Source organism: Kamptonema sp. UHCC 0994, from assembly GCF_029167235.1.
Lineage (GTDB): Bacteria > Cyanobacteriota > Cyanobacteriia > Cyanobacteriales > Microcoleaceae > Kamptonema.
In genome coordinates, this window is the sequence record NZ_JARFTR010000198.1 from 1 (window position 1) to 19,493 (window position 19,493).

General features: G+C 45.9%; 14 protein-coding genes, 1 tRNA gene and 1 pseudogene. 6 read left to right on the forward strand and 10 right to left on the reverse strand.

The window, feature by feature from the left end:
* Positions 1-294: 294 nt before the first annotated feature.
* The 4 genes from rfbB to PY364_RS18165 all read right to left on the reverse strand — a co-directional run bounded on the left by rfbB (position 295) and on the right by PY364_RS18165 (position 8,478).
* Positions 295-1,401, reverse strand: coding sequence for a dTDP-glucose 4,6-dehydratase (gene rfbB / locus PY364_RS18150; protein ID WP_275524609.1), 1,107 nt, complete (start codon positions 1,399-1,401; stop codon positions 295-297).
* Between the two features lie 186 nt (positions 1,402-1,587).
* The gene (locus tag PY364_RS18155) at positions 1,588-1,965 is read right to left on the reverse strand and encodes a response regulator (protein ID WP_275524611.1); all 378 of its coding nucleotides are present in this window, start codon (positions 1,963-1,965) and stop codon (positions 1,588-1,590) included.
* Positions 1,958-5,629: a response regulator gene (locus PY364_RS18160; protein ID WP_275524613.1), complete on the reverse strand. Its 3,672-nt coding sequence runs from the start codon at positions 5,627-5,629 to the stop codon at positions 1,958-1,960. Before PY364_RS18160 ends, PY364_RS18155 begins: the two co-directional genes overlap by 8 nt.
* 341 nt (positions 5,630-5,970) lie before the next feature.
* Positions 5,971-8,478, reverse strand: a complete 2,508-nt coding sequence (locus tag PY364_RS18165) for an MASE1 domain-containing protein (protein ID WP_275524615.1) — start codon at positions 8,476-8,478, stop codon at positions 5,971-5,973.
* Here PY364_RS18165 and PY364_RS18170 point away from each other — a divergent pair.
* Positions 8,469-8,657 (forward strand): hypothetical protein, encoded by a 189-nt coding sequence (locus PY364_RS18170; RefSeq protein WP_275524617.1) that lies wholly within the window; start codon positions 8,469-8,471, stop codon positions 8,655-8,657. The genes PY364_RS18165 and PY364_RS18170 overlap by 10 nt on opposite strands.
* A 70-nt stretch (positions 8,658-8,727) precedes the next feature.
* On the opposite strand, the gene PY364_RS18175 is transcribed toward PY364_RS18170, so the two are convergent.
* The 3 genes and pseudogenes from PY364_RS18175 to cysS form a co-directional block, all read right to left on the reverse strand.
* Positions 8,728-10,101, reverse strand: a complete 1,374-nt coding sequence (locus PY364_RS18175) for an ABC transporter substrate-binding protein (RefSeq protein WP_275524618.1) — start codon at positions 10,099-10,101, stop codon at positions 8,728-8,730.
* Between the two features lie 11 nt (positions 10,102-10,112).
* A complete protein-coding gene (locus PY364_RS18180; protein WP_275524628.1) occupies positions 10,113-10,652 on the reverse strand; it encodes a DALR domain-containing protein in 540 nt (179 codons plus the stop codon).
* Between the two features lie 66 nt (positions 10,653-10,718).
* Positions 10,719-11,981: pseudogene (gene cysS, locus PY364_RS18185) on the reverse strand (cysteine--tRNA ligase); the annotation flags it as partial.
* 525 nt (positions 11,982-12,506) lie between these two features.
* Here cysS and PY364_RS18190 point away from each other — a divergent pair.
* The gene (locus tag PY364_RS18190) at positions 12,507-13,772 is read left to right on the forward strand and encodes a DUF4912 domain-containing protein (RefSeq protein WP_275524620.1); all 1,266 of its coding nucleotides are present in this window, start codon (positions 12,507-12,509) and stop codon (positions 13,770-13,772) included.
* Positions 13,773-14,270: 498 nt separating this feature from the next.
* On the opposite strand, the gene ilvB is transcribed toward PY364_RS18190, so the two are convergent.
* Positions 14,271-16,127: a biosynthetic-type acetolactate synthase large subunit gene (gene ilvB / locus PY364_RS18195; protein WP_275524621.1), complete on the reverse strand. Its 1,857-nt coding sequence runs from the start codon at positions 16,125-16,127 to the stop codon at positions 14,271-14,273.
* A 110-nt stretch (positions 16,128-16,237) separates the two neighbouring features.
* Between ilvB and PY364_RS18200 the strand changes: the two genes are divergently transcribed.
* The 4 genes from PY364_RS18200 to PY364_RS18215 all read left to right on the forward strand — a co-directional run bounded on the left by PY364_RS18200 (position 16,238) and on the right by PY364_RS18215 (position 17,924).
* Entirely contained in the window at positions 16,238-16,474 is a 237-nt protein-coding gene (locus tag PY364_RS18200; protein ID WP_275524622.1) for a TniB family NTP-binding protein, read from the forward strand.
* A 39-nt stretch (positions 16,475-16,513) separates the two neighbouring features.
* On the forward strand, positions 16,514-16,702 hold the full coding sequence (locus tag PY364_RS18205; RefSeq protein WP_275524623.1) for a hypothetical protein: 189 nt from the start codon (positions 16,514-16,516) through the stop codon (positions 16,700-16,702).
* 73 nt (positions 16,703-16,775) lie between these two features.
* Entirely contained in the window at positions 16,776-17,471 is a 696-nt protein-coding gene (locus tag PY364_RS18210; protein ID WP_275524624.1) for a hypothetical protein, read from the forward strand.
* A gap of 6 nt (positions 17,472-17,477) precedes the next feature.
* Positions 17,478-17,924, forward strand: coding sequence for a hypothetical protein (locus tag PY364_RS18215; RefSeq protein ID WP_275524625.1), 447 nt, complete (start codon positions 17,478-17,480; stop codon positions 17,922-17,924).
* Positions 17,925-18,004: 80 nt separating this feature from the next.
* Here the strand turns inward: PY364_RS18215 and PY364_RS18220 are convergent.
* Positions 18,005-18,075: transfer RNA gene (locus PY364_RS18220), tRNA-Cys, on the reverse strand.
* Positions 18,076-18,092: 17 nt separating this feature from the next.
* Complete coding sequence (gene cofG, locus PY364_RS18225) at positions 18,093-19,106, reverse strand: 7,8-didemethyl-8-hydroxy-5-deazariboflavin synthase subunit CofG (protein WP_275524626.1); 1,014 nt, start codon at positions 19,104-19,106, stop codon at positions 18,093-18,095.
* Between the last annotated feature and the right edge of the window lie 387 nt (positions 19,107-19,493).

Here is a 19,493-nt window from a genome sequence, read left to right on the forward strand (position 1 = left end):
ACCGCCTAGAAGGCGGCGTTACGGATATCTGTCCTCACTGTCTTGGCGCTTGCGATGTATCGCAGTTTTGAATGTGATAGTTACTGCTTTTAATTAGTAATTAGCAATTAGCCATTACCAAAGGCACAGCTTGTTCTTGAGTTCGGCAACTCTTTGAGTGAGGAGCTACATTCAAATTATCAGCCAGAAATACTGGATATTCTACCTTTTGGATCGAGCTTCATTAAATCTTAATAAACTTGACAAATCAGCAAACAGATGATAAGAGAGAAACAGATTATTATTTTCTCTTCTCTAAGCGTAAACCCTGCGATAATAAGCCTGATATTCCTCAGATAATAGGGGTTCCCACCAATCGCGATGAGTCAAATACCACTCTACGGTTCGTCGTAACCCTTCCTCAACTGTTACTGAAGGAGTCCAACCCAATTCTTGTTTAATCTTAGTGGCATCAATAGCATAGCGGCGATCGTGTCCGGGTCTATCTTTAACAAATTTAATCAACTGTTCGCAAGGACGCACTGGTAAATCAGTTGCCAATTCATCCATTAACTTGCATAACATTCCTACTAAGTCAAGATTTTTTACTTCATTATTGCCACCAATATTGTAAGTTTCCCCAGGTTTACCCTGATGAATTACACAATCCAAAGCGCGGCAGTGATCGATAACATACAGCCAATCTCGTACATTTTGCCCGTCTCCATAAACAGGTAGCGGCTTACCTAATAGCATATTAATGCACATTAGGGGAATTAGCTTTTCTGGGAAATGGTAAGGGCCGTAATTATTAGAGCAATTGGTGATGACTGTCGGTACACCGTAGGTGTGGAAATAGGCTCTAGCGAGGTGATCGCTACCAGCTTTCGATGCTGAATAGGGACTATTAGGAGAATAGGGTGTAGTTTCTGTAAAGGCTGGATCTTCTGGGCCTAGACTGCCGTAAACTTCATCAGTAGAAACGTGGAGGAAAACTCCCTGCGGCTTACTTAGGGGTGAGATGGAGAGATTTTGCCAGTGTTGGCGGAAGGCTTCTAAGAGGGTAAATGTGCCGACTACATTGGTTTGAACAAAAGCTGCTGGCCCTAAAATCGATCGATCGACATGGGATTCGGCGGCGAAGTGGGCGATAGTATCAATGTTTTCCGTTTGAAGTAGATTGTCTATGAGAGGGCGATCGCAAATATCACCAACAACAAACCGAAAATTCTCTCTACTCTCCAAACCCGCCAGAGTTTGCCGATTGCCCGCATAAGTTAAAGCATCTAACACTACTACCTTATCATCGGGGTAAGAGCTGCACCAATGATGGACAAAATTCGAGCCAATAAATCCAGCCCCGCCTGTGATTAATATCCGGCGTGGCGATCGCAATTTACCTTCATTCCAACTGTCTGTCATATATAGCTAGGGGCTAGGGGCTAGGGGCTAGGGGCTAGGGTTTAGGGACTAGGGTTTAGGGGCTAGGGAAGAAGCGAAGAAGGGAATATAATCAGCGGGCTTCAGCAATGAGCGAGTGTCTTAAACGCCTTGGTGGTTACTATACATAGATAGAATATCAGCGCCAATGCTTCGCCCCTACAAAAACTAATTTACTGCGCGGCTACTCAGCAACATCTCAATCTTCCCCAATAACCGAGGAAACTCCACCGGCTTAGTATCATAATCATCGCAGCCAGCAGCCAAACACTTCTCCCTATCCCCCGCCATCGCATGAGCCGTGAGAGCAATCACAGGGATAGTATGAGTTTCCGGCGTAGCCTTAATTTGCTGCGTTGCTTGCCATCCATCCAACACCGGCAGACTCATATCCATCAGAATCAAATCCGGCACCTTCGAGCGAGCCATCTCCACCCCCTCAGCACCATCAACCGCAATCAATACCTCATGTCCTTTACGAGCCAAACGCCTAGAGAGCATATCCCTATTCATTTCATTATCTTCAACCAGCAGAATCTTAGCCATTAGTTTCCTCCTTCCTGGGCGTGCCGTGCCTGCGGCCAAGGCTGGCATTTACTAGAGCGCGAACATCCCGCAGGAGAGCATCTCGACTGTAAACTCCTTTCTGTAGGATCTGCTCCACGTAACCGTTTAGGTGCAGGCGTTCTCCAGGCGTGAGGTCTTTAGCGGTGATGACGATGATCGGTATCGGATCGTCACTTGCCGAGTTGTGAATTTCAGAAATAAACTGAAAACCATCCATTTCCGGCAGCATTAAATCGAGCAGAATTAGGTTCGGCGGCGCAAGAGTTAGCTGTTTAAGGGCGGCGCGGCCGTTGTCGGCTTCCGCCACTAGCCAGCCTTCTTTTTCCAGTATGCGCCGCAGCATTTCGCGGGTGGCAAGATCGTCTTCCACGATTAGAATCTGACCAGTTAAACTGCCGCTGGTAAGGTCTAGGTCGCGTCGGTATTTGCTCAAAAGGTTTGCGAGGCGCTTGCCATCTACTGGCTTGGTGAGATAATCCGATGCACCCAAGGCAAATCCCAGGCTTTTGTTGCCAACAAAGGATAGCAGGATGACGGGAATATCGGCAAGATCGGGGTCTGCTTTGAGGGCTGCTAGCACTGCCCAGCCGTCCATTCCTGGCATCATCACGTCGAGGGTAATTGCGTCTGGGCGCAGTTCTTTGGCTCGGCGTAATGCTTCGGCTCCTGTGGCGGCTATTTCGATCTGTAGTCCTTCACGGGTGAGCGATCGCTCGATCAAGTCACGGGCGATTTGGTCGTCGTCAACCACTAGGACTGTCCCAGAAGTAATCTGAGTTGGGACATAATTACTGGTTTCTGGTTCTTGGGTTTCGGGAAGGCGATCGTTAAATTCGCTGGGCAATACCACAGTAAAGACTGTACCCTCTCCCCATGCGCTTTCTACTGCGATGTCGCCGCCCATCATTTGGCAAAACCGCTGACTAATAGCTAAGCCCAAACCTGTACCACCGTACTTGCGGGTGGTAGAAGCGTCTCCTTGAGTGAAGGGTTGAAACAATTGCTTCAACTGTTGTGAGTTCATGCCAATACCTGTATCAGCAACCCGAAAAATTAAAGAATCACAATCGTAAATTAAAAATTGGGAAAGTATCTCTGGGTTTTGCACGATCGGTGACAAGATCCCATGACTTTGTTCTGGTCTACTATTCGCCCCTAGGCTGGGCAATTTTTCATTTTTAACTCTTTCGACAGTAAGCGTAATTGTACCCTCCTGAGTGAACTTGGCGGCGTTGCTGAGCAGGTTTAAAAGTACCTGTCGCATTTTAGTCACGTCTGCATACATAGTACCGATGGTGCTGGAGCATAACACTTGTAGAGCATTAGCATTTTTCTCGACTAGGGGTTGGGCGGTGGCGACAACTCCATCAATTAAGGCTGGGATGTCGAAACTTTCTAGATAGAGATCCATTCGCCCTGCTTCAATTTTAGAGATGTCGAGGATATCGTTGATCAAAGATAGTAAATGTTTACCTGCGGTGCGGATTTTATCCAGATCGGGGATGAATTCTTTGACTGCTAAATCTTCGGCTTCTTCGGCGAGCATTTCGCTGTAACCGATGATTGCGTTTAGAGGAGTTCGCAATTCGTGACTCATATTAGCGAGAAAGGTGCTTTTGGCGCGGTTGGCGGATTCTGCGGCTTCTAGGGCTAATTTGCAGGATACTTCTGCTTTTTTGCGATCGCTAATATCTTCCACAGTGCCTTCGTAACAGGCGATCGCACCCCCTGATTCCCTAACTGCGCGTGCGTTCTCGGAAATCCAAATAATACTACCGTCCCGGCGGTATACTTCTGACTCAAATCTCAAGATTTCATTCTGCGTCTCCATCGCTGTTAAGAACTCTTGGCGACGGTTTGGATCTACGTAAAGTTGGCGGCCAATGTCTGTCAGGTGCGCGAGCATTTCTTCGGGGTTGTTGTAGCCGTAAATGTGAGCTAGGGCTGGATTGGCGCTGATGTAGCGTCCATCGGAGGTACTTTGGAAGATGCCTTCAACTGCGTTTTCAAAGATGCTGCGATATTTACTTTCTGCTTGTCGTAGAGCTTCTTCTGCCCGCTTGCGCTCTAAGGCATTTGCCAGCATTTCTCCTACCATTTTGAATAGGGTTAATATTTCTGGCGATCGCGTTTTTGGGGATTGTTCGGCATCGAATCCGAGAAACCCTACCAGTTCTTTGCTACAAACTAAGGGAATAATAATTAGCGATTGCATATTTTCTGTAGCACTGTGCGATCGAGGATTGGGAAAAATTTCTTCCTCAGTGCGATCGCGCAGACAAGCGACTTCTGCTAAAATATCAGTCGGCTGGTTGTATAGTTCGGAAATATAAACATTTTCAAATTGATTCAGCCGTTCCGCGATCCAGGGAATTTGCGATCGCCTCACTGTTTTGAGCCTGCCATCTTGAGGATAAATCCCCGCCGCGCACCATTCACACACATTTTCCAGTTGCGTTTTATCCTCAGAAAACAGATAGATATAACTGCGGTCAACTGCACTTAATCTCCCAACCTCTTCCAGCGCTTGATTAATGCCGGAATCTATCTCTTCTGGAGATAAACTAATAAAATGCGTTGACAGATTGGTGATTAACTGCTCAAATTCAATCCGATATTCCAGGTCTTTTTCTACTTGTTTCCGCTCAGTTACATCACGAAATATCCATACTCTACCGACTATTTTTTTTCCAACTTGGGAAGGGTGAGAATTAACCTCTAAAATTCTGCCATCTTTAAATTCTAACAAATTGCTAATCTGTGCATCCGGCTCGGCGGATAATTTGATTGCAGTTTTAAGAAAAGCTTGGGGATACTTCAACTGGCGGATCACAAACGGGAGAGCTGTGGGCGTGCCCTTACCAGGTTCCGCTAACAGCATGGTATCATCAACTAAACCCCACATTTCCACAAACTTTTGATTAAAATTACTAACTTTCCCCTGTCGATCTAATGCGAGAATACCCGCATCTGTTGATTCAAATACTGCTTGTAACATAGAGAGCGATCGCTCCAGCTCTCCCATCAAACGCTGGCGCTCTGCAATATCAAAAAACACCAAAACACCAGCACCATCCCCGTCTATAATCGGATTAAAAAAATAGGAAACTGATAAAATCGTCCCATCCTGACAGAGAAATTTACCATCTGAGTTGCTACAAGCTTGGCCTATAGCGATCGCTTCCCTAAGAGATAATTGAGTTTTCGCCTTAGACTCACTCTCAGCTCCTCCCTGCTGGTTCCTTCCCCGATCTCCTTGTCCCCTTGTCCCTCCTTTCCCCAGTGTGACACCAATTCGGGCCAACAGAGGCCCACCAGCCAACTGTGAAAAACGCCATCCCAGCAGGCGTTCTCCTTCAGGGTTAATATAGAGCACATAGCCCCTAGTATCTAAAGTACACAGCCCCACCCCCAAGCTACCCAATACCGCCGAGTGTCTATCAACTTTCCAAGATTGGGATACCTCAAAGACTTGCTCTTCCGCCTCTGCATTGATAGACACGGAATCAATTAAATTATGCTCTTGACGGCTATAGCGATCGCCCACCTGCTCTAAAAATTCCTGCCACTGCTGTACACCCAGAGGCGGAGACTCTAGGCTCAAGCCGAGCTGTTGAAGTTGGCGCTTGAGGTGAGGGTGCATAATTTGTAGTTACGCTATATAGCTAGGGGCTAGGGGCTAGGGGCTAGGGGCTAGGGGAAGAAGGGAATAGAATCAAGGCTAGAAGCAATGAGCGAGTCCATAACTGCCAAGAAGGTTGCTATATTTATTAATTTATTAGTTTTCAACTAATGTCTAGTGTTTAGTGGATAGCCTACATTGTCGGCAAGGCAAACGGTGAAAGTCGAGCCAACATCTCCCCCATTATTTTACAGAACTATTGCCCGATCGGCTGTAAGATTCGGAAGTTTTGAGATGGCGTTGAGTTAACTTCAGAAGATCGACCTCCTGCCTTCTGCCTTCTGCCTCCTGCCTCCTGCCTCTCAGGATCGTAACAAATCCCCTGAATCGTCCATAGATGTTGATGTTTCCTTGAGAATAGCTGGGAGCCAGATAGTAAAAGTGGAACCTTTATCTAACTCACTTTTAACACTAATATCTCCACCCATCATCTGGCATAATTTTTTGGTAATTGTGAGTCCTAAGCCCGTACCTCCGTACTTTTTGGTGGTTGAAGAATCTGCTTGCGTGAACGGATCGAAGACTCTTTCTAACTGTTCTGGACTCATACCAATTCCAGTATCGCTGACAGTGAAAACGATCCATTCTGTTGACTGTTGACTGTTAACTGTTAACTGTTGAGTGGGAATTCTCTCCCGCTTAAAATATCCCTCGTTCCTCATCTCTCCTACTTCGCGGGTGACAGTGAGAGAGATAGTGCCAGATTTAGTAAACTTAGAGGCATTACTGAGAAGGTTAAGCAGGGATTGGCGAACTTTAGTCAAATCCGAGCGGAGGGAGCCAATATCTTCAGCATAGTTAATATCGAATATATTGGAATTTTTCTCAGCTAGGGGTTTGACAGTTGCGACCACTTCCTGAATTAGCACGGGAATACTGATGGTTTCCCACTGTAGACTCATTTTGCCAGCTTCTATTTTTGAGAAATCAAGAATATCTTTAATAATTGCTAATAGATGTTTGCCTGCATTGTTAACTCTTAAAAGGTCATCGGCAAATTCTTCTAGGCCTTGTTCTTCGGCATCTTCTCGCATCAATTCGCTATAACCAATGATGGCATTGAGAGGCGTTCGCAATTCGTGGCTCATGTTAGCAAGAAACTCGCTCTTGGCGCGGTTAGCGGCTTCGGCGGCTTCTTTCCCCTTGCGAAATTCGTCGGCGCGTTTGCGTTCGGTGATGTCGCTGGCCATAATTAAGACGCATTCTTGTTTGCCGATGTCGATAGGTTCTACTGAAAGTAGCCAATCCCGAATTTCGCCAGATTTTGTATAAACGTTAACTTCCCAATTTTTAGTAGAGTTTTGTAGTTGCAATTGTTGGGCAATGCTGTCTCGGTCTTCGGTATTTACCCACATTTCTAACTCCGTCCATGTGCGACCGATAAATTCTTCGCGATGCCAGCCTAGTTGTCGTAGGAAGCTGTCGTTAGCATCTACAAAACATCCGTCTTTGAGAGTGCTGATGCTGATGCCGACGGGACTGGAGTAAAAGGCTTTGGAAAATCTTTCTTCGCTCGATCGCAGGGCGGCTTCTGCTCGTTTTTGGTCTGTAATGTCTTGGATGGTGCTGGCAATGCGGGTATTGGTAACGGCGGCTTGTTCGCAGACTGTGCGATCGCTTCCATCGGGCAGAATTAACCGATAGTCTATTCTATAAGCCTTTTTTTCATATAGGGCGCGATCGATCGATCGCTTGACTAATTCTCGATCGTCGGGGTGAACGTACTCTAAAAATTTCTCCTGGTTGGGCTTAAAAGCTCCTGGACTCTCTCCCATAATCCGGTAAATTTCATCTGACCAGCGCAATTGGCCTGCTGCGATCTCTAAGTCCCAGTTGCCGAGTTGGGCGATCCGCTGGGCGTTGGCGAGGCTGGCTTCATTGGCTCGTAGGGAAGCTTCTGCTTGTTGGCGTTCCGCGACGGTGGCGGCTAAAACGAGGGCGGTGACGGCGATGACGGTGATAAAGGCTTGTAGGGATAAAATCGCCTGGGAAGTGTTATTGGCGTGTTTGAGGAAAGGGCCCGAATTCCGTGCGATGCCCCAAATAGCAAAGGAGGAGAGGATGAGGTTGGCGATCGCAGTGCTGCATTGACCAAAGCGGAAGGCGGCCCAAACTACTAAGGGAAAGGGTAGGTATTCCAGGGGATAGCGGGCGTAGGCGGCCCTAGTTCGGGAACAGAAGACGAGCCAGCAAATTGCTACTAGCAGTAGAAACCAGATCGCGGCTTCAACAGCGTGTCTGGGTTTTTGCGGGAGTGAGGGCCATTTTTGCCAAGTTAACAGGACGGGGGCTACGAGTAAAATTCCCATTGCGTCTCCCAGCCACCATGTCCCCCAAATCCCGGCAAAATCGCTCCACTTAGATAAACCAAATAGACATTCGCTTAAAGTCCCGATGGTGGAATTGACGATCGCGGAGCAGAAGGAGCCTAAGATCATGACTCCCAAAACGTCTCTGAGGCGATCTAGCTTAACTGAGAAGCCGATGCGGTTTAGCAGGGCCACTCCGAATAGAGGTTGTAAGGTTCTACCGATGGCTGAAATTAATGCCGCCAGCAAGTCTCCGGGTTGCCCGGAAAGGGTGAATAGAAAGCTGCCGATCGCTACTCCCGGCCAGAAGGAAGGCCCAAATAGGAGTAGTGCGGCTTGGGCCACTCCGGCCGCAGGCCACATGGGTGATACTTCTGAACTCAGCATCAGGCTGGATATTGCAAATTTGGCAGCCAAAAAGTAGAGAGCGGCGATCGCGGCTACTATTAGGAGGTATCGCCCAGTTTTTCCTTTAATTAAGTTAAGGAATTTTGTCTCCATTGGGATTTGCAGGAGGGGTAGGTCGTGGATGGGGCATCAAGACCTGCGATCGCCTTGACAGCAGGGGAAAAAATGCTTCTATAGCTGATGGTAGGCGATTTGTTGCCGATCGGGTTAGAACCGAAGGAAGAAGGAAGAAGGAAGAAGGAAGAAGTAGGATGGGTGGAACCCCTCCTTAAAACCGATCGCTAAAGTTTTTAGTACAGTTAACAGTTAGCAGTTAACTGTTAACTGTTAACTGTTAACATCCTACTTATTGAAAATTAAGTCTAAACGCTTTTGAGAATCCTTGAGGGCATCTTCCGGGCGACGACCTAAAAGGGTTGCTTCTATGGCGCGACCTAAGTTTTCCGATAGCCGAGAGTAGCCGGAAATAATGGGTCGCGATCGCGCTGATTTCATTTGTTCTAGGAAAACTCGCAAAGCTGGGTTGCGATCGACAAATGCCTGGTAAGTCTGACTTTCTCTTGATTTTAGATTAATTGGCAAATATCCAGTGCCTAGGGCCCAAGCTGTTTGGAATTCTTCACTTAAAACATACTCTAAAAATTCCCAGGCTGCTCGTTCTCTTTGAGGTGATGTTTTCATTACATACAAGTTTTCTCCTCCAGTGACGGCTGCTGGTCGTTTGAGGATTGGTATCGGCAAAACGCCGTAATCTATGCCGCTTTGTTGCAATTGTAATAGCGTCCAAGGCCCGGTAATTTGCATGGCAACTTTACCAGCAATAAAACTATCAAGCTCGTAACCTCTCTCTGGGGCGGAAAGTGTTGCCGATCCATCTTTGAGGATATTTTGCCACAATTTCAAGGCCGCGATCGCACCGGGATTATCTATCCTAGGAATTGCTAATTGGATATTTTCTACTTGTGTTTCTAGTTTTGATTTGCGATTAACAAATTCACCGCCGGCACTGAACATAAAGGGCAACCAGGTAAAAACCACCCATTCTCCTTTCCCTAATGATAGCATCAATCCGTATTGATCTGTACGCCCATCTTTATTTCGATCTTGAGTCAGAGTTTTCGCTGCAATTCTAAATTCTTCCCAAGTTTCGGGCAATTTTTTGATACCTGCTTTTTTGAATAAGCTAGGACGATAAAAAATAGCAGTATTGTTAGTACCCAAAGGAATTGACCAAGTGTGGCCGTTGAGTTCCATTGATTCAAATAAAGCTGGATCTATTTCTACTTTCAGCGGAGATTTGTTTAACCATTTTTCTAAGGGTATAATTGCTTGTAGTTCTACTAGCTGACCTGCAATTGTAGGGTTGTACCAGAGTAAATCTGGCGGTGTATTTCCCACTACTGATGTTAATATTTTGGGCATCTGTTGGTCGGGTTGACCAACATAGAAGGCTTCGATTTGAATTTTTGGGTGAGTTTTATTAAATTTATTTACGAGAGATTGAAATATGTCGCGATTTGGCAGCGGGTTGATGCCATGCCACAGGGTAAGATAAATAGGGCCGCTGCTTTTAGATTGGGAATTTGGATAGTTTTGACAACCGCCTAAAATCAGTAAACTGATAATCAAGACAATGGAAAATATTAGTTTCCATTGTCTTCGCCAGTGGCTAATGATTCGAGATGTAATTGTGAAAAAAAATCGAGATAAAATCATTGTTAATCTTATTAGTCCTTGTCAATTCGATGCCAGATAGTTGTACCATCCTTCTGATCGATCAAAGTAACTCCTTGATCTTTCAGTTCATTACGAATACGATCGCCCTCAGCAAAATTCTTCGCCTTCCTTGCATCTAATCGCTGCTGAATTAAACCCTCAATCTTCTCAATCTCCTCAATCTCCTCATCGGTTAATCCTCCAATAACTTTAAGTTCTTTAAGACTAGCCTTTGATTGATCGCCATAAAGAGTCGCACTCATCGGCACACGATTGATAAATCCTAACTTTTTTGCCAACCTAACAAGAGTCTGCCACTTTTGCTGCAATACTTCCGAAGGCGTTTCCGTTTTCCCTCCATGTACAATTATATTGCGATCGCGCAGCAATTCTTTGGCTAATTCAAACACAACAGCCAAAGCATTAAGAGTATTAAAATCATCCATTGCTGCTCGAAATTGCTGCACAGCTTCGCTATCCTCTAGCGGCAATTCCTGAATTTTATCGAAATCCCAACCGAACTGAGAACCGTGCTCATAACCAAAAAGCATCCCTTCCTGAATCGTTTTGCGATAATGAGCACTCAATACCAAAAACCTCGCCTCCACAGGAAGAATAAGTCCTAAAACTTCGACTAAACTAACAAGTATAAGCCACTTTTGTTTTAATACTTCCCTAGGAGTTTCTATTTTCACCCCATGTATCCAAACATTGCGATCGCGCCCCAATTCCTTGGCTAATTCAAACACAACAGCCAAAGCATTAGGAGTATTAAAATCATCATCCATCGCTGCTCGAAATTGCTGCACAGCTTCGCTATCCTCTGGCGGCAATTTCCGAATTTTCTCTGAATCCCAGCCAAACTGATCGCCGTGTAAATCACCAAAATCCAACCCTTCCTTAATCGTATTCCAGCCATTTTTAGCAGCAGAAATCCCCTCATCTGTAAAATCAATCGGCTTGCGATAATGAGCCATCAATACCAACAAACGCACCACCATTGGGTCAGTTACTCTATCCAATAAATCCCTAATAGTGGTAAAATTGCCCAAAGATTTTGACATCTTTTCACCATTAACAGTCACAAAACCATTGTGCATCCAATATCTTGCCAAAGGTTTCCCAGTTACCGCCTCAGATTGAGCAATTTCATTCTCATGGTGAGGAAAAATTAAATCTGCCCCCCCACAATGAATATCAATAGTTTCCCCTAAACTTTGACGTACCATTGCTGAGCACTCTATGTGCCATCCAGGGCGACCAGAACCCCAAGGCGAATCCCATGCCGGTTCGCCAGATTTAGCCCCCTTCCACAACGCAAAATCAAAGGGATCTTTCTTTTTTTGAGCCTCTGCGTCTTCCGATTCTACTCTACCGCTAGCGCCAGCTTGCATCTCATCAAACTTGCGTCCAGAAAGCTTTCCATACTCAGAAAATTGCCTAACTTTATAGTAAACATCGCCTCCCGACGCATAAGCATAACCCTTACTTTCTAACTCGTGAATCAGCCGTTTAATGCCATCCATCGTATGAGTTGCGCGGGGATACTCGTCGGCTTCCAAGACATTTAAACGCTTCATATCCTCAAAATAAGTCTGAGTGTAGCGTTCCGCTACTTCCTCCATTGAAGATCCCTCTTTTCGGGCGCGATTGAGGATTTTGTCGTCAATATCAGTAAAATTCTGGACGTAGCGCACCTCATAGCCCCGCCACGTCAAATATCGCCGCACGACATCCCAAGCAATATAACAACGTGCATGACCCAGATGGCAGTTATCGTAGACTGTCACGCCGCAGCAATACATCCGCACTTTTCCCGGTTCTATGGTTTCTAAGGGTTCTACCCGACGAGTCAAGCTGTTGTATAGTTTTGGGCTCATGGCTGTGGTGTTGATTAATCTACTGGAAGCGTAGAGTGCTTTATCCATAGTAAGACGTAACGCCGCCGTCCCGGCAGAAGATACCGCCTGGAAGGCGGCGTTACAGGGTTTATGTCATGGATTGATGACATAGGGTGCGATCGCGATCCCCAATTACAAACAAATGTCAGGAAACTATGACATATTGATCCCCGTTTCCTTGTAAATACGTATATTTACTCATAATCAACCTCAAAAACCCCTTGACCAAACCAGGATTTTTCTGCAACATATAGGACAAAAGCGATCCCCGCGATCCCAAAGAAATGCTTTCGTTCGCCGGGATGGAGCGTAAGGGAGCCAAAAAGTTAAAGCCCCGGATTTAGAAGGGGACTTAAAAGACCAACAAGAGGCAAGGCTTTCAAGGTGGGAGCGATCGCAAGCTGGGGCTTACATCAGTCGCAACAGCTTTTAACTCCCAAGGCGCACACATCCGGGTGTTTCCCAAAACCTAACTTGCCGTCGCAATTACTGGAGAACAGACTTATGGCCAAAGAACGCCCACCTTTAGAAGATATGACTTTGCGGCAACTGCGTAGAGTTGCTAGTGAATATGGAGTCTCTCGCTATAGCCGAATGCGGAAGTCGCAACTCCTGGGTTCAATTCAGGAAATTCAACGCACCAAATTTTCATATAGTCCATCTAATACACTAGAGGCACAGGAAACAGTGGAAGCAGCAAAATTTGAACTGGGTCAGGAAGATCGTACTGGCGGATCTCTGTCATCTGTCGATGAAGGTTTAGCGGATTTGCCCGATGGATATGGCGAAAGCCGGATTGTGTTGATGCCCCGCGATCCCGAATGGGCTTACACTTACTGGGATATTCCCAACAGTCATAAAGAAGAACTGCGTCGCCAAGGTGGACAGCAGATTGCCCTACGGATTTATGATGTCACGGATGTTAACCTCGAATACCAAAGCCCTCACAACATTCAAGAATATCCCTGCGACGAATTAGCCCGCGAGTGGTACGTGCCGATCCCTGTGAGCGATCGCGACTACGTAATCGATATCGGCTACCGTTGCGCCGACGGCCGCTGGATAGTCCTCGCCCGTTCTGCCGAAGTCCGCGTTCCCCCCGTCTACCCCAGCGACTGGATTGAAGACCAATTCATTACCATAGGTTGGGAAGAAGATTTACGCGGCAAAACCTTCCTCGAACTGGTTCCCCCCAGCAAAAAAGTTGCGACTCCCGCCTATGCTGGTGCTGGCAACCCCATCTACGAACAAATCTTCGGTATGGCAGAATCTGCCGAAGCAATGCGGGTGGCTGGTTCCGTCTTCGGTTCGATGCAGCACGTCGCTGGTTCCATTCAGCAAGTCGCCATCCACGAACAAGCTTTGAGTTCCTATGTCTTCCCCTCCGGTGTTGGTATGTGGGCAGTTCCCACTACCTCCGGGCTCACGATGTCTGGCGTTGGCCTCACGATGTCTGGAGTAGGCTTTGGTGCTTCTATGCCTCCAGTCAAGCCTCGCAAGTTCTGGTTAGTTGCTGATGCTGAATTGATTGTCTATGGTGCTACGGAACCTGATGCTACGGTTTACATCGGCGGACAACCCATCAAACTCAATCCCGATGGCACTTTCCGTTATCAGATGTCTTTCCAGGATGGTTTGATCGACTATCCGATCTTTGCAGTAGCAGCCGATGGCGAACAAAACCGTGCTATCCACATGAAATTTACCCGCGAAACCCCAGATCGTCGCACCAATACTAAGGAGGAAGCTGTTTTAGAATGGCTTGGTTAAGGTAGTTGTCGGCTTTCGGAGCAGCTATGCTTATGGCAAGCTATGGTAACACCTCGGTCTGTGCCAATTTTTTAACCAGCACAAGGTTCAGTCTGGACAGCAGCTCATTTGTTAACGTTAACTTCAGACAACAACCCATAACACCCCCTATACACCGTTCTCCTCTTCTTTAGGAGCGGTGTTTTTTAATGCTAATTCTCCAAATTCTTAATAAGTAAATCCACCTAATTAAACGTAAGATAAGTAGCTGGACAAAAATAAAGAATGTCATTGCGAGCCCAGCGAAGCAATCTCAAAGCCTTGCGATTGCTTCGCTGGGCTCGCAATGACATGATTACGTTTATTTATGTCCGAATACTTAAAGCCCCCTGACTTAACAAGGGGACTTAGGGCAATCAAACAGGACTTACGCAAAAATATCCGTAACGCCGCCTTCTAGGCGGTAAAGTCACCGCCAGGATGGCGGCGTTACGTAATCGTGCGTAAGTCCTGTCAAACCTAAAGCTTTGCTCCACACTCAGGACAAAACTTATTATTTGTCACATTCTTCGCACCGCAACTCGGACAGTAAATCAATTCGATCGCCTGTTCCAAGCTTTTGCGAACTGGTAAACCAATCATCTGAGCATTGCTCTTTCCTGGTGCTACCATCGGATAACAGTTTTCATCCCTGCTCACCTTCACATCCATTAATACAGGGCCGTTGTGAGCTAGCATTTCCGCGATCGCATCCTCCAATTGATCCCGCTGCGAAACTGCTATCCCCTTCACCCCGTAAGCTGCCGCCAGCATCACAAAATCGGGCATTGAGGGCTGCATATTCGACGAAGAATAACGCTCTCCGTAAAACGCCTGCTGCCATTGCCGCACCATTCCCTGCCAGCCATTATTCACAATCACAGTCTTGACACCAATGCCATACTGTGCTAAAGTTCCTAGCTCCTGAATATTCATCTGGATGCTAGCATCGCCGGCCACGCAAATCACCTGTTCGTTAGGTAGCGCCATTTTTGCACCCATCGCCGCAGGCATTCCGTAACCCATCGTGCCCAAACCTGCACTGGAAATCCAGCGACGGGGCCCACTATTCAGAAATTGAGCCGACCACATTTGATGTTGGCCTACATCCGTTGTGAAATAAGCATCCGGTGCCTGACGATCCAATTCTACAATCACCTCTTGGGGAGAGATGACATCGGGATAATGAGGAACTTCTAAAGGATAGTCTTGCTTCCAGCGATTAATCCGTGCTAACCATTCCTGAGTGCGATCTCGAAGAGCGCCGGAGGCATCGCTATTAACCTCACCTATTTCCCGACATCGCCGCAGCAAATCAATTAAAACATTCCGCACATCGCCTACAATCGGGACTTCTGGCGGGCGATTTTTACCCACCTCAGCGGGGTCAATATCAATGTGAATTACCTTAGCGCGAGAAGCAAATTCATCTAACTTGCCAGTAACGCGATCGTCAAACCGAGCGCCCACAGCAATTAACAAATCGCATTCAGTGACGGCAAAATTAGCATAGGCCGTGCCGTGCATCCCTAGCATTTTCAGAGACAGAGGATGCTTTTCATTAAATGCACCCTTACCCATCAGCGTTGTTGTCACCGGAATTTGGAACAATTCAGCTAGTTCTTGAATTTCTGCATGAGCACCCGCTGCGATCGCACCTCCACCCACATATAGCAAAGGACGTTCCGCTTGTTTAATCAAATTCACCGCCTGATTAATCTGACGAGGATTTCCCTTCACCGTCGGCCGATATCCCGGAATCCGCACCGCACCTGGTTGCACCGGTACATAGTCAAACTCTTCTAAGCCAACATCCTTGGGTACATCGATCAACACCGGCCCCGGCCTTCCTGTAATCGCGATGTGGAAAGCTTCAGCGACAATTTTCGCCATATCCCTTGGATCGCGCACCACATAGGAATGCTTGACAATTGGTAGCGTAATCCCATAGATATCAGTTTCCTGAAAAGCATCAGAACCGATCGCACTGCGAGCTACTTGACCAGTTACGATTACCATCGGGATCGAATCCATTTGAGCTGTCGCGATCGCCGTCACCAAATTAGTAGCGCCTGGGCCCGAAGTCCCAAAGCAAACCCCAACTTGACCCGTAGCGCGAGCATAACCATCCGCCGCGTGGCCAGCACCTTGTTCGTGGCGCACCAAAATATGCTGAATACCGCCCTCAGCTTCAGCGCGGTATAGTTCATCATAGATCGGCAGAATTGCCCCGCCGGGATAACCAAAAATATGCTTAACACCATGTCGTCTTAAGCTGTCAATCAAAGCAAAACCGCCGGTTGCTCGTTTTGCTGCTACTTTAGTTTTTAGTTGCACTGTTCTCCCTTCCTCAATCTCTCTCTTAAGTTTTAATGAAGCCTGTTATCTTAGTTCTATTTTAATCATCAAGCTAGAAAAGTTTAACCTTAGATATTTTCCTGTGCTCTTTGTCTTGCCCATCTTCCCCACCTCCCGCACCTCCCAACGGTATTCCGCAGTGTGGGGGGAAGGTGTTGTTTGGGGTGATGCTTGAGTATTTGAAGTGTTGGGTGGTGAGGGGAGCGATCGCGGAGATTCGCGATCGCACGATGCGGTTGCTCAAGGGTTGCGGCGTGGAAATGCTGATTATTGATGAGGCGGATCGGTTTAAGCCGAAGACGTTTGAAGGGGTTATCAAGGATTGATTTGGAAACTCTCAAAGAAGTTGCTGGGGAGTACAAGTGATGGAAGCCATAGATATCCAGCCTTGGCTGTTTCGGGTGGAACCTTTTCGTCAGGATTGGGATAACGGGCTAACTTTGCCCACCCGTTATCCCCTATCATTGCAAGTGAAGGCAGATGATGTAGAATCTTCTCATCTACCAGACATCAAGGGGAAGCCCAACTACTTATTGGGCGTGGAACGGCGATGACGGCGAACCTCTAAATTGGGGATGTCGATTAGTACCGATGTTATAATCATAATTACAATAGGGTAATAACATAATGCCACGCATACAGATACCAAAAAAATATCGTTATGGTATAGAAAAAATTATTACTTTAGACAGTGCGATTTTTGAAAACCTTATTGACGCTTTAAAAAATTCAAATCCATCATTTCATTTGAAAAAATTAGCGGATACAGTATCTTTGAAAATTAAGGAAAAAGGAATTGAGGATTTAACTAAAGATGACCTATTAAATATTTTAGAGGCTATAGTTTCTTTATACCCTCTCCAAACTTACTTCAGCTTAACCATAGAAGATTTAGCTAGTAGCCTGGGAGAAGCTTTAGCAGAATTAGAAGATATTCCTAATGTTACAGAAGAACAAAAAAAAATATTTGAGGAAAGAATAACTATTCTATTAAGTATTGACGGTGCTTTATATGTTGCCTCTAAAGTAGAGGAATTATTATTTGAATATGAGCATTTGTTTCTTGGTTCCCGTATAATTACAGATATAAGGCCCGTCTTTGATCCTGACTTGAATAAAATTCCGGCTGGGGCACTTATAGTTCATACTCTTAAACTTGAATATAAACAAGGAAATGAGGAGAAGGATTTTTATATTGCTTTAGATACAAATGATGTTAAAAAATTGCGCGAACAGTTAGATAGAGCTGAACAGAAAGCCGAATCTATTAAATTAATGCTTAACCAAGCACAAGTTTCCTATTTAGATGTAGAAGAGAGGTGATTTAAAATGGTAGCTACGAAACAAAAGAGAAGTGTTGAAGAATATACATCAAATAGTTATAGGCTAGACAAGAGTAGCCCTAAAGATTGGCTTAAAGATTCAAAGCCTAAAAGTCCAGAACAAATTTGGTTAAAATCAGGAGAACAAGCTCCTGATTGGCTACCGAAAAAACCAAGAGTTTACAGAGTTTCTTTAGCTAACTGCAATTATGACTATCCTCTTCAAATAAGGGAGGAGCTAGAAAAAGAATTTATGAAACTGGTGGAAGAATGGCATCAAGAAACGGGAATGATGTCATTAGTTTCAAAGATTGTTATGCACCCTGCTTACCAGAGAATTATTGGCATGGGTCAACCTGTGATACCTTTAATATTGCGGGAACTAGAACGAGAACCAGACCATTGGTTTTGGGCATTAAGAGCAATTACTGGTGCTAATCCTGTCTGGTGTTAAAAGCAGCGATGAGTCAAACTACGATCCGTGGACAAAAATCTGTCAACGCGGACAAATAATTTGACACTCGACAAATATAAAGGCGGCACCCAGATTTGAACTGGGGGTGGAGGTTTTGCAGACCTCTGCCTTACCACTTGGCTATGCCGCCGTCGATCGCAAAATCTACTATATCACAACCCGATCGCTAATTTCCACTTTTCTTACCACAATTTTTTCTTCCCCCCCATCCCCATTGGCTTTTCGCCACTGCTGAACAGCAATTTGTAATCTTGGTGACAGCCAAGTATCATATTGAGGATAAACTGGCAAGCGTCGCCTCAATTCCCATCCCTCCACTGCCAATAACGCCTCTAAAGCATGACATTGCAGATGATCGTAATCAGGATTAACCTCATCGCGAGGCCCAATCCCTCCCAAATCCCTAGCACCGGCTGCTAAACAAGCCAGTAATATCTGCGGTTCTGTAATTAAATTAGGCGGGATTTGCAGGGTAATTTCTGGAGGTAAAATCGACTTCGCGATCGCCACTACTTCTGGCATCTTCTCAGCATTAAAACTTGCACCCTTCCAACCTTGCTGGCTACCAGCACTATGAGGTTGAAGTATAACCTCTTGAATATTACCATAATCAGTCTGAATCTGTGCGATCGCACTCAGCGTTTCCCACCAATCCCCCTCACTCTCACCAATTCCCAACAGTAAACCAGTTGTAAACGGAATCCTTAACTCCCCCGCCCATTCTAATTGTTGCAACCTTAAAGAAGGCACTTTACTAGGAGCATATCGGTGAACAGATTGCAATAAATTTGGTGTTAATTGTTCTAACATTAACCCCATCGACACATTCACCTCTTTTAACTTTGCCATCTCTTCAAAACTCAATGGCCCCGAATTTGTATGAGGTAAAAATCCAAAATTTAATGCAAGTTCGCACAAATCATAAATACACTCAAACCAAGCTTTTCGCCTTGGCGAAAGAGGGTGTACCTCACCGCTGAGAATCAAAATTTCAATCACTCCTTTCCCCTTAAGGCCTTGCAGTTGCTTCTCCGCCGCCGCCAATGTCAACCAAGGACTTTGCTCAGGATCGGTGCGAAAATTACAGTAAGCGCACCGATTAAAACACTCGTAAGTAGGAACCAGAGTATAAGCAGGACTGTAAGCGATCGTCCGCAACATAATTTAGAGCATGAATTGAGTGCATCTACTTAATTTAAGACTTCGGCACGCTTTATGTAACGCCGCCGTCTCGGCGGTTCCTCGATCGCTGAAACGGTGGCCATACAACCAACCATGCGTAAGTCCTATTAAGGTTAAGGTAAAACTTACGCATCATTCACCTAACCTCATCCCTTCCCCAGCCCACAGATTAGTTATACTTATCTTCCTCATCAGGAACACTGTACTTAAAAGGCCTTTACAAACCGAAATAAAAGCGCTAATCTTATTTACATGGCGGAACACAAAACCGCCCCGAACCTTGAAAAATACATAAAGCAATCATAAGCACATGACAACTACCTTACAACAGCGCGAAAGCGCTAACGTCTGGGAGCGCTTCTGCGA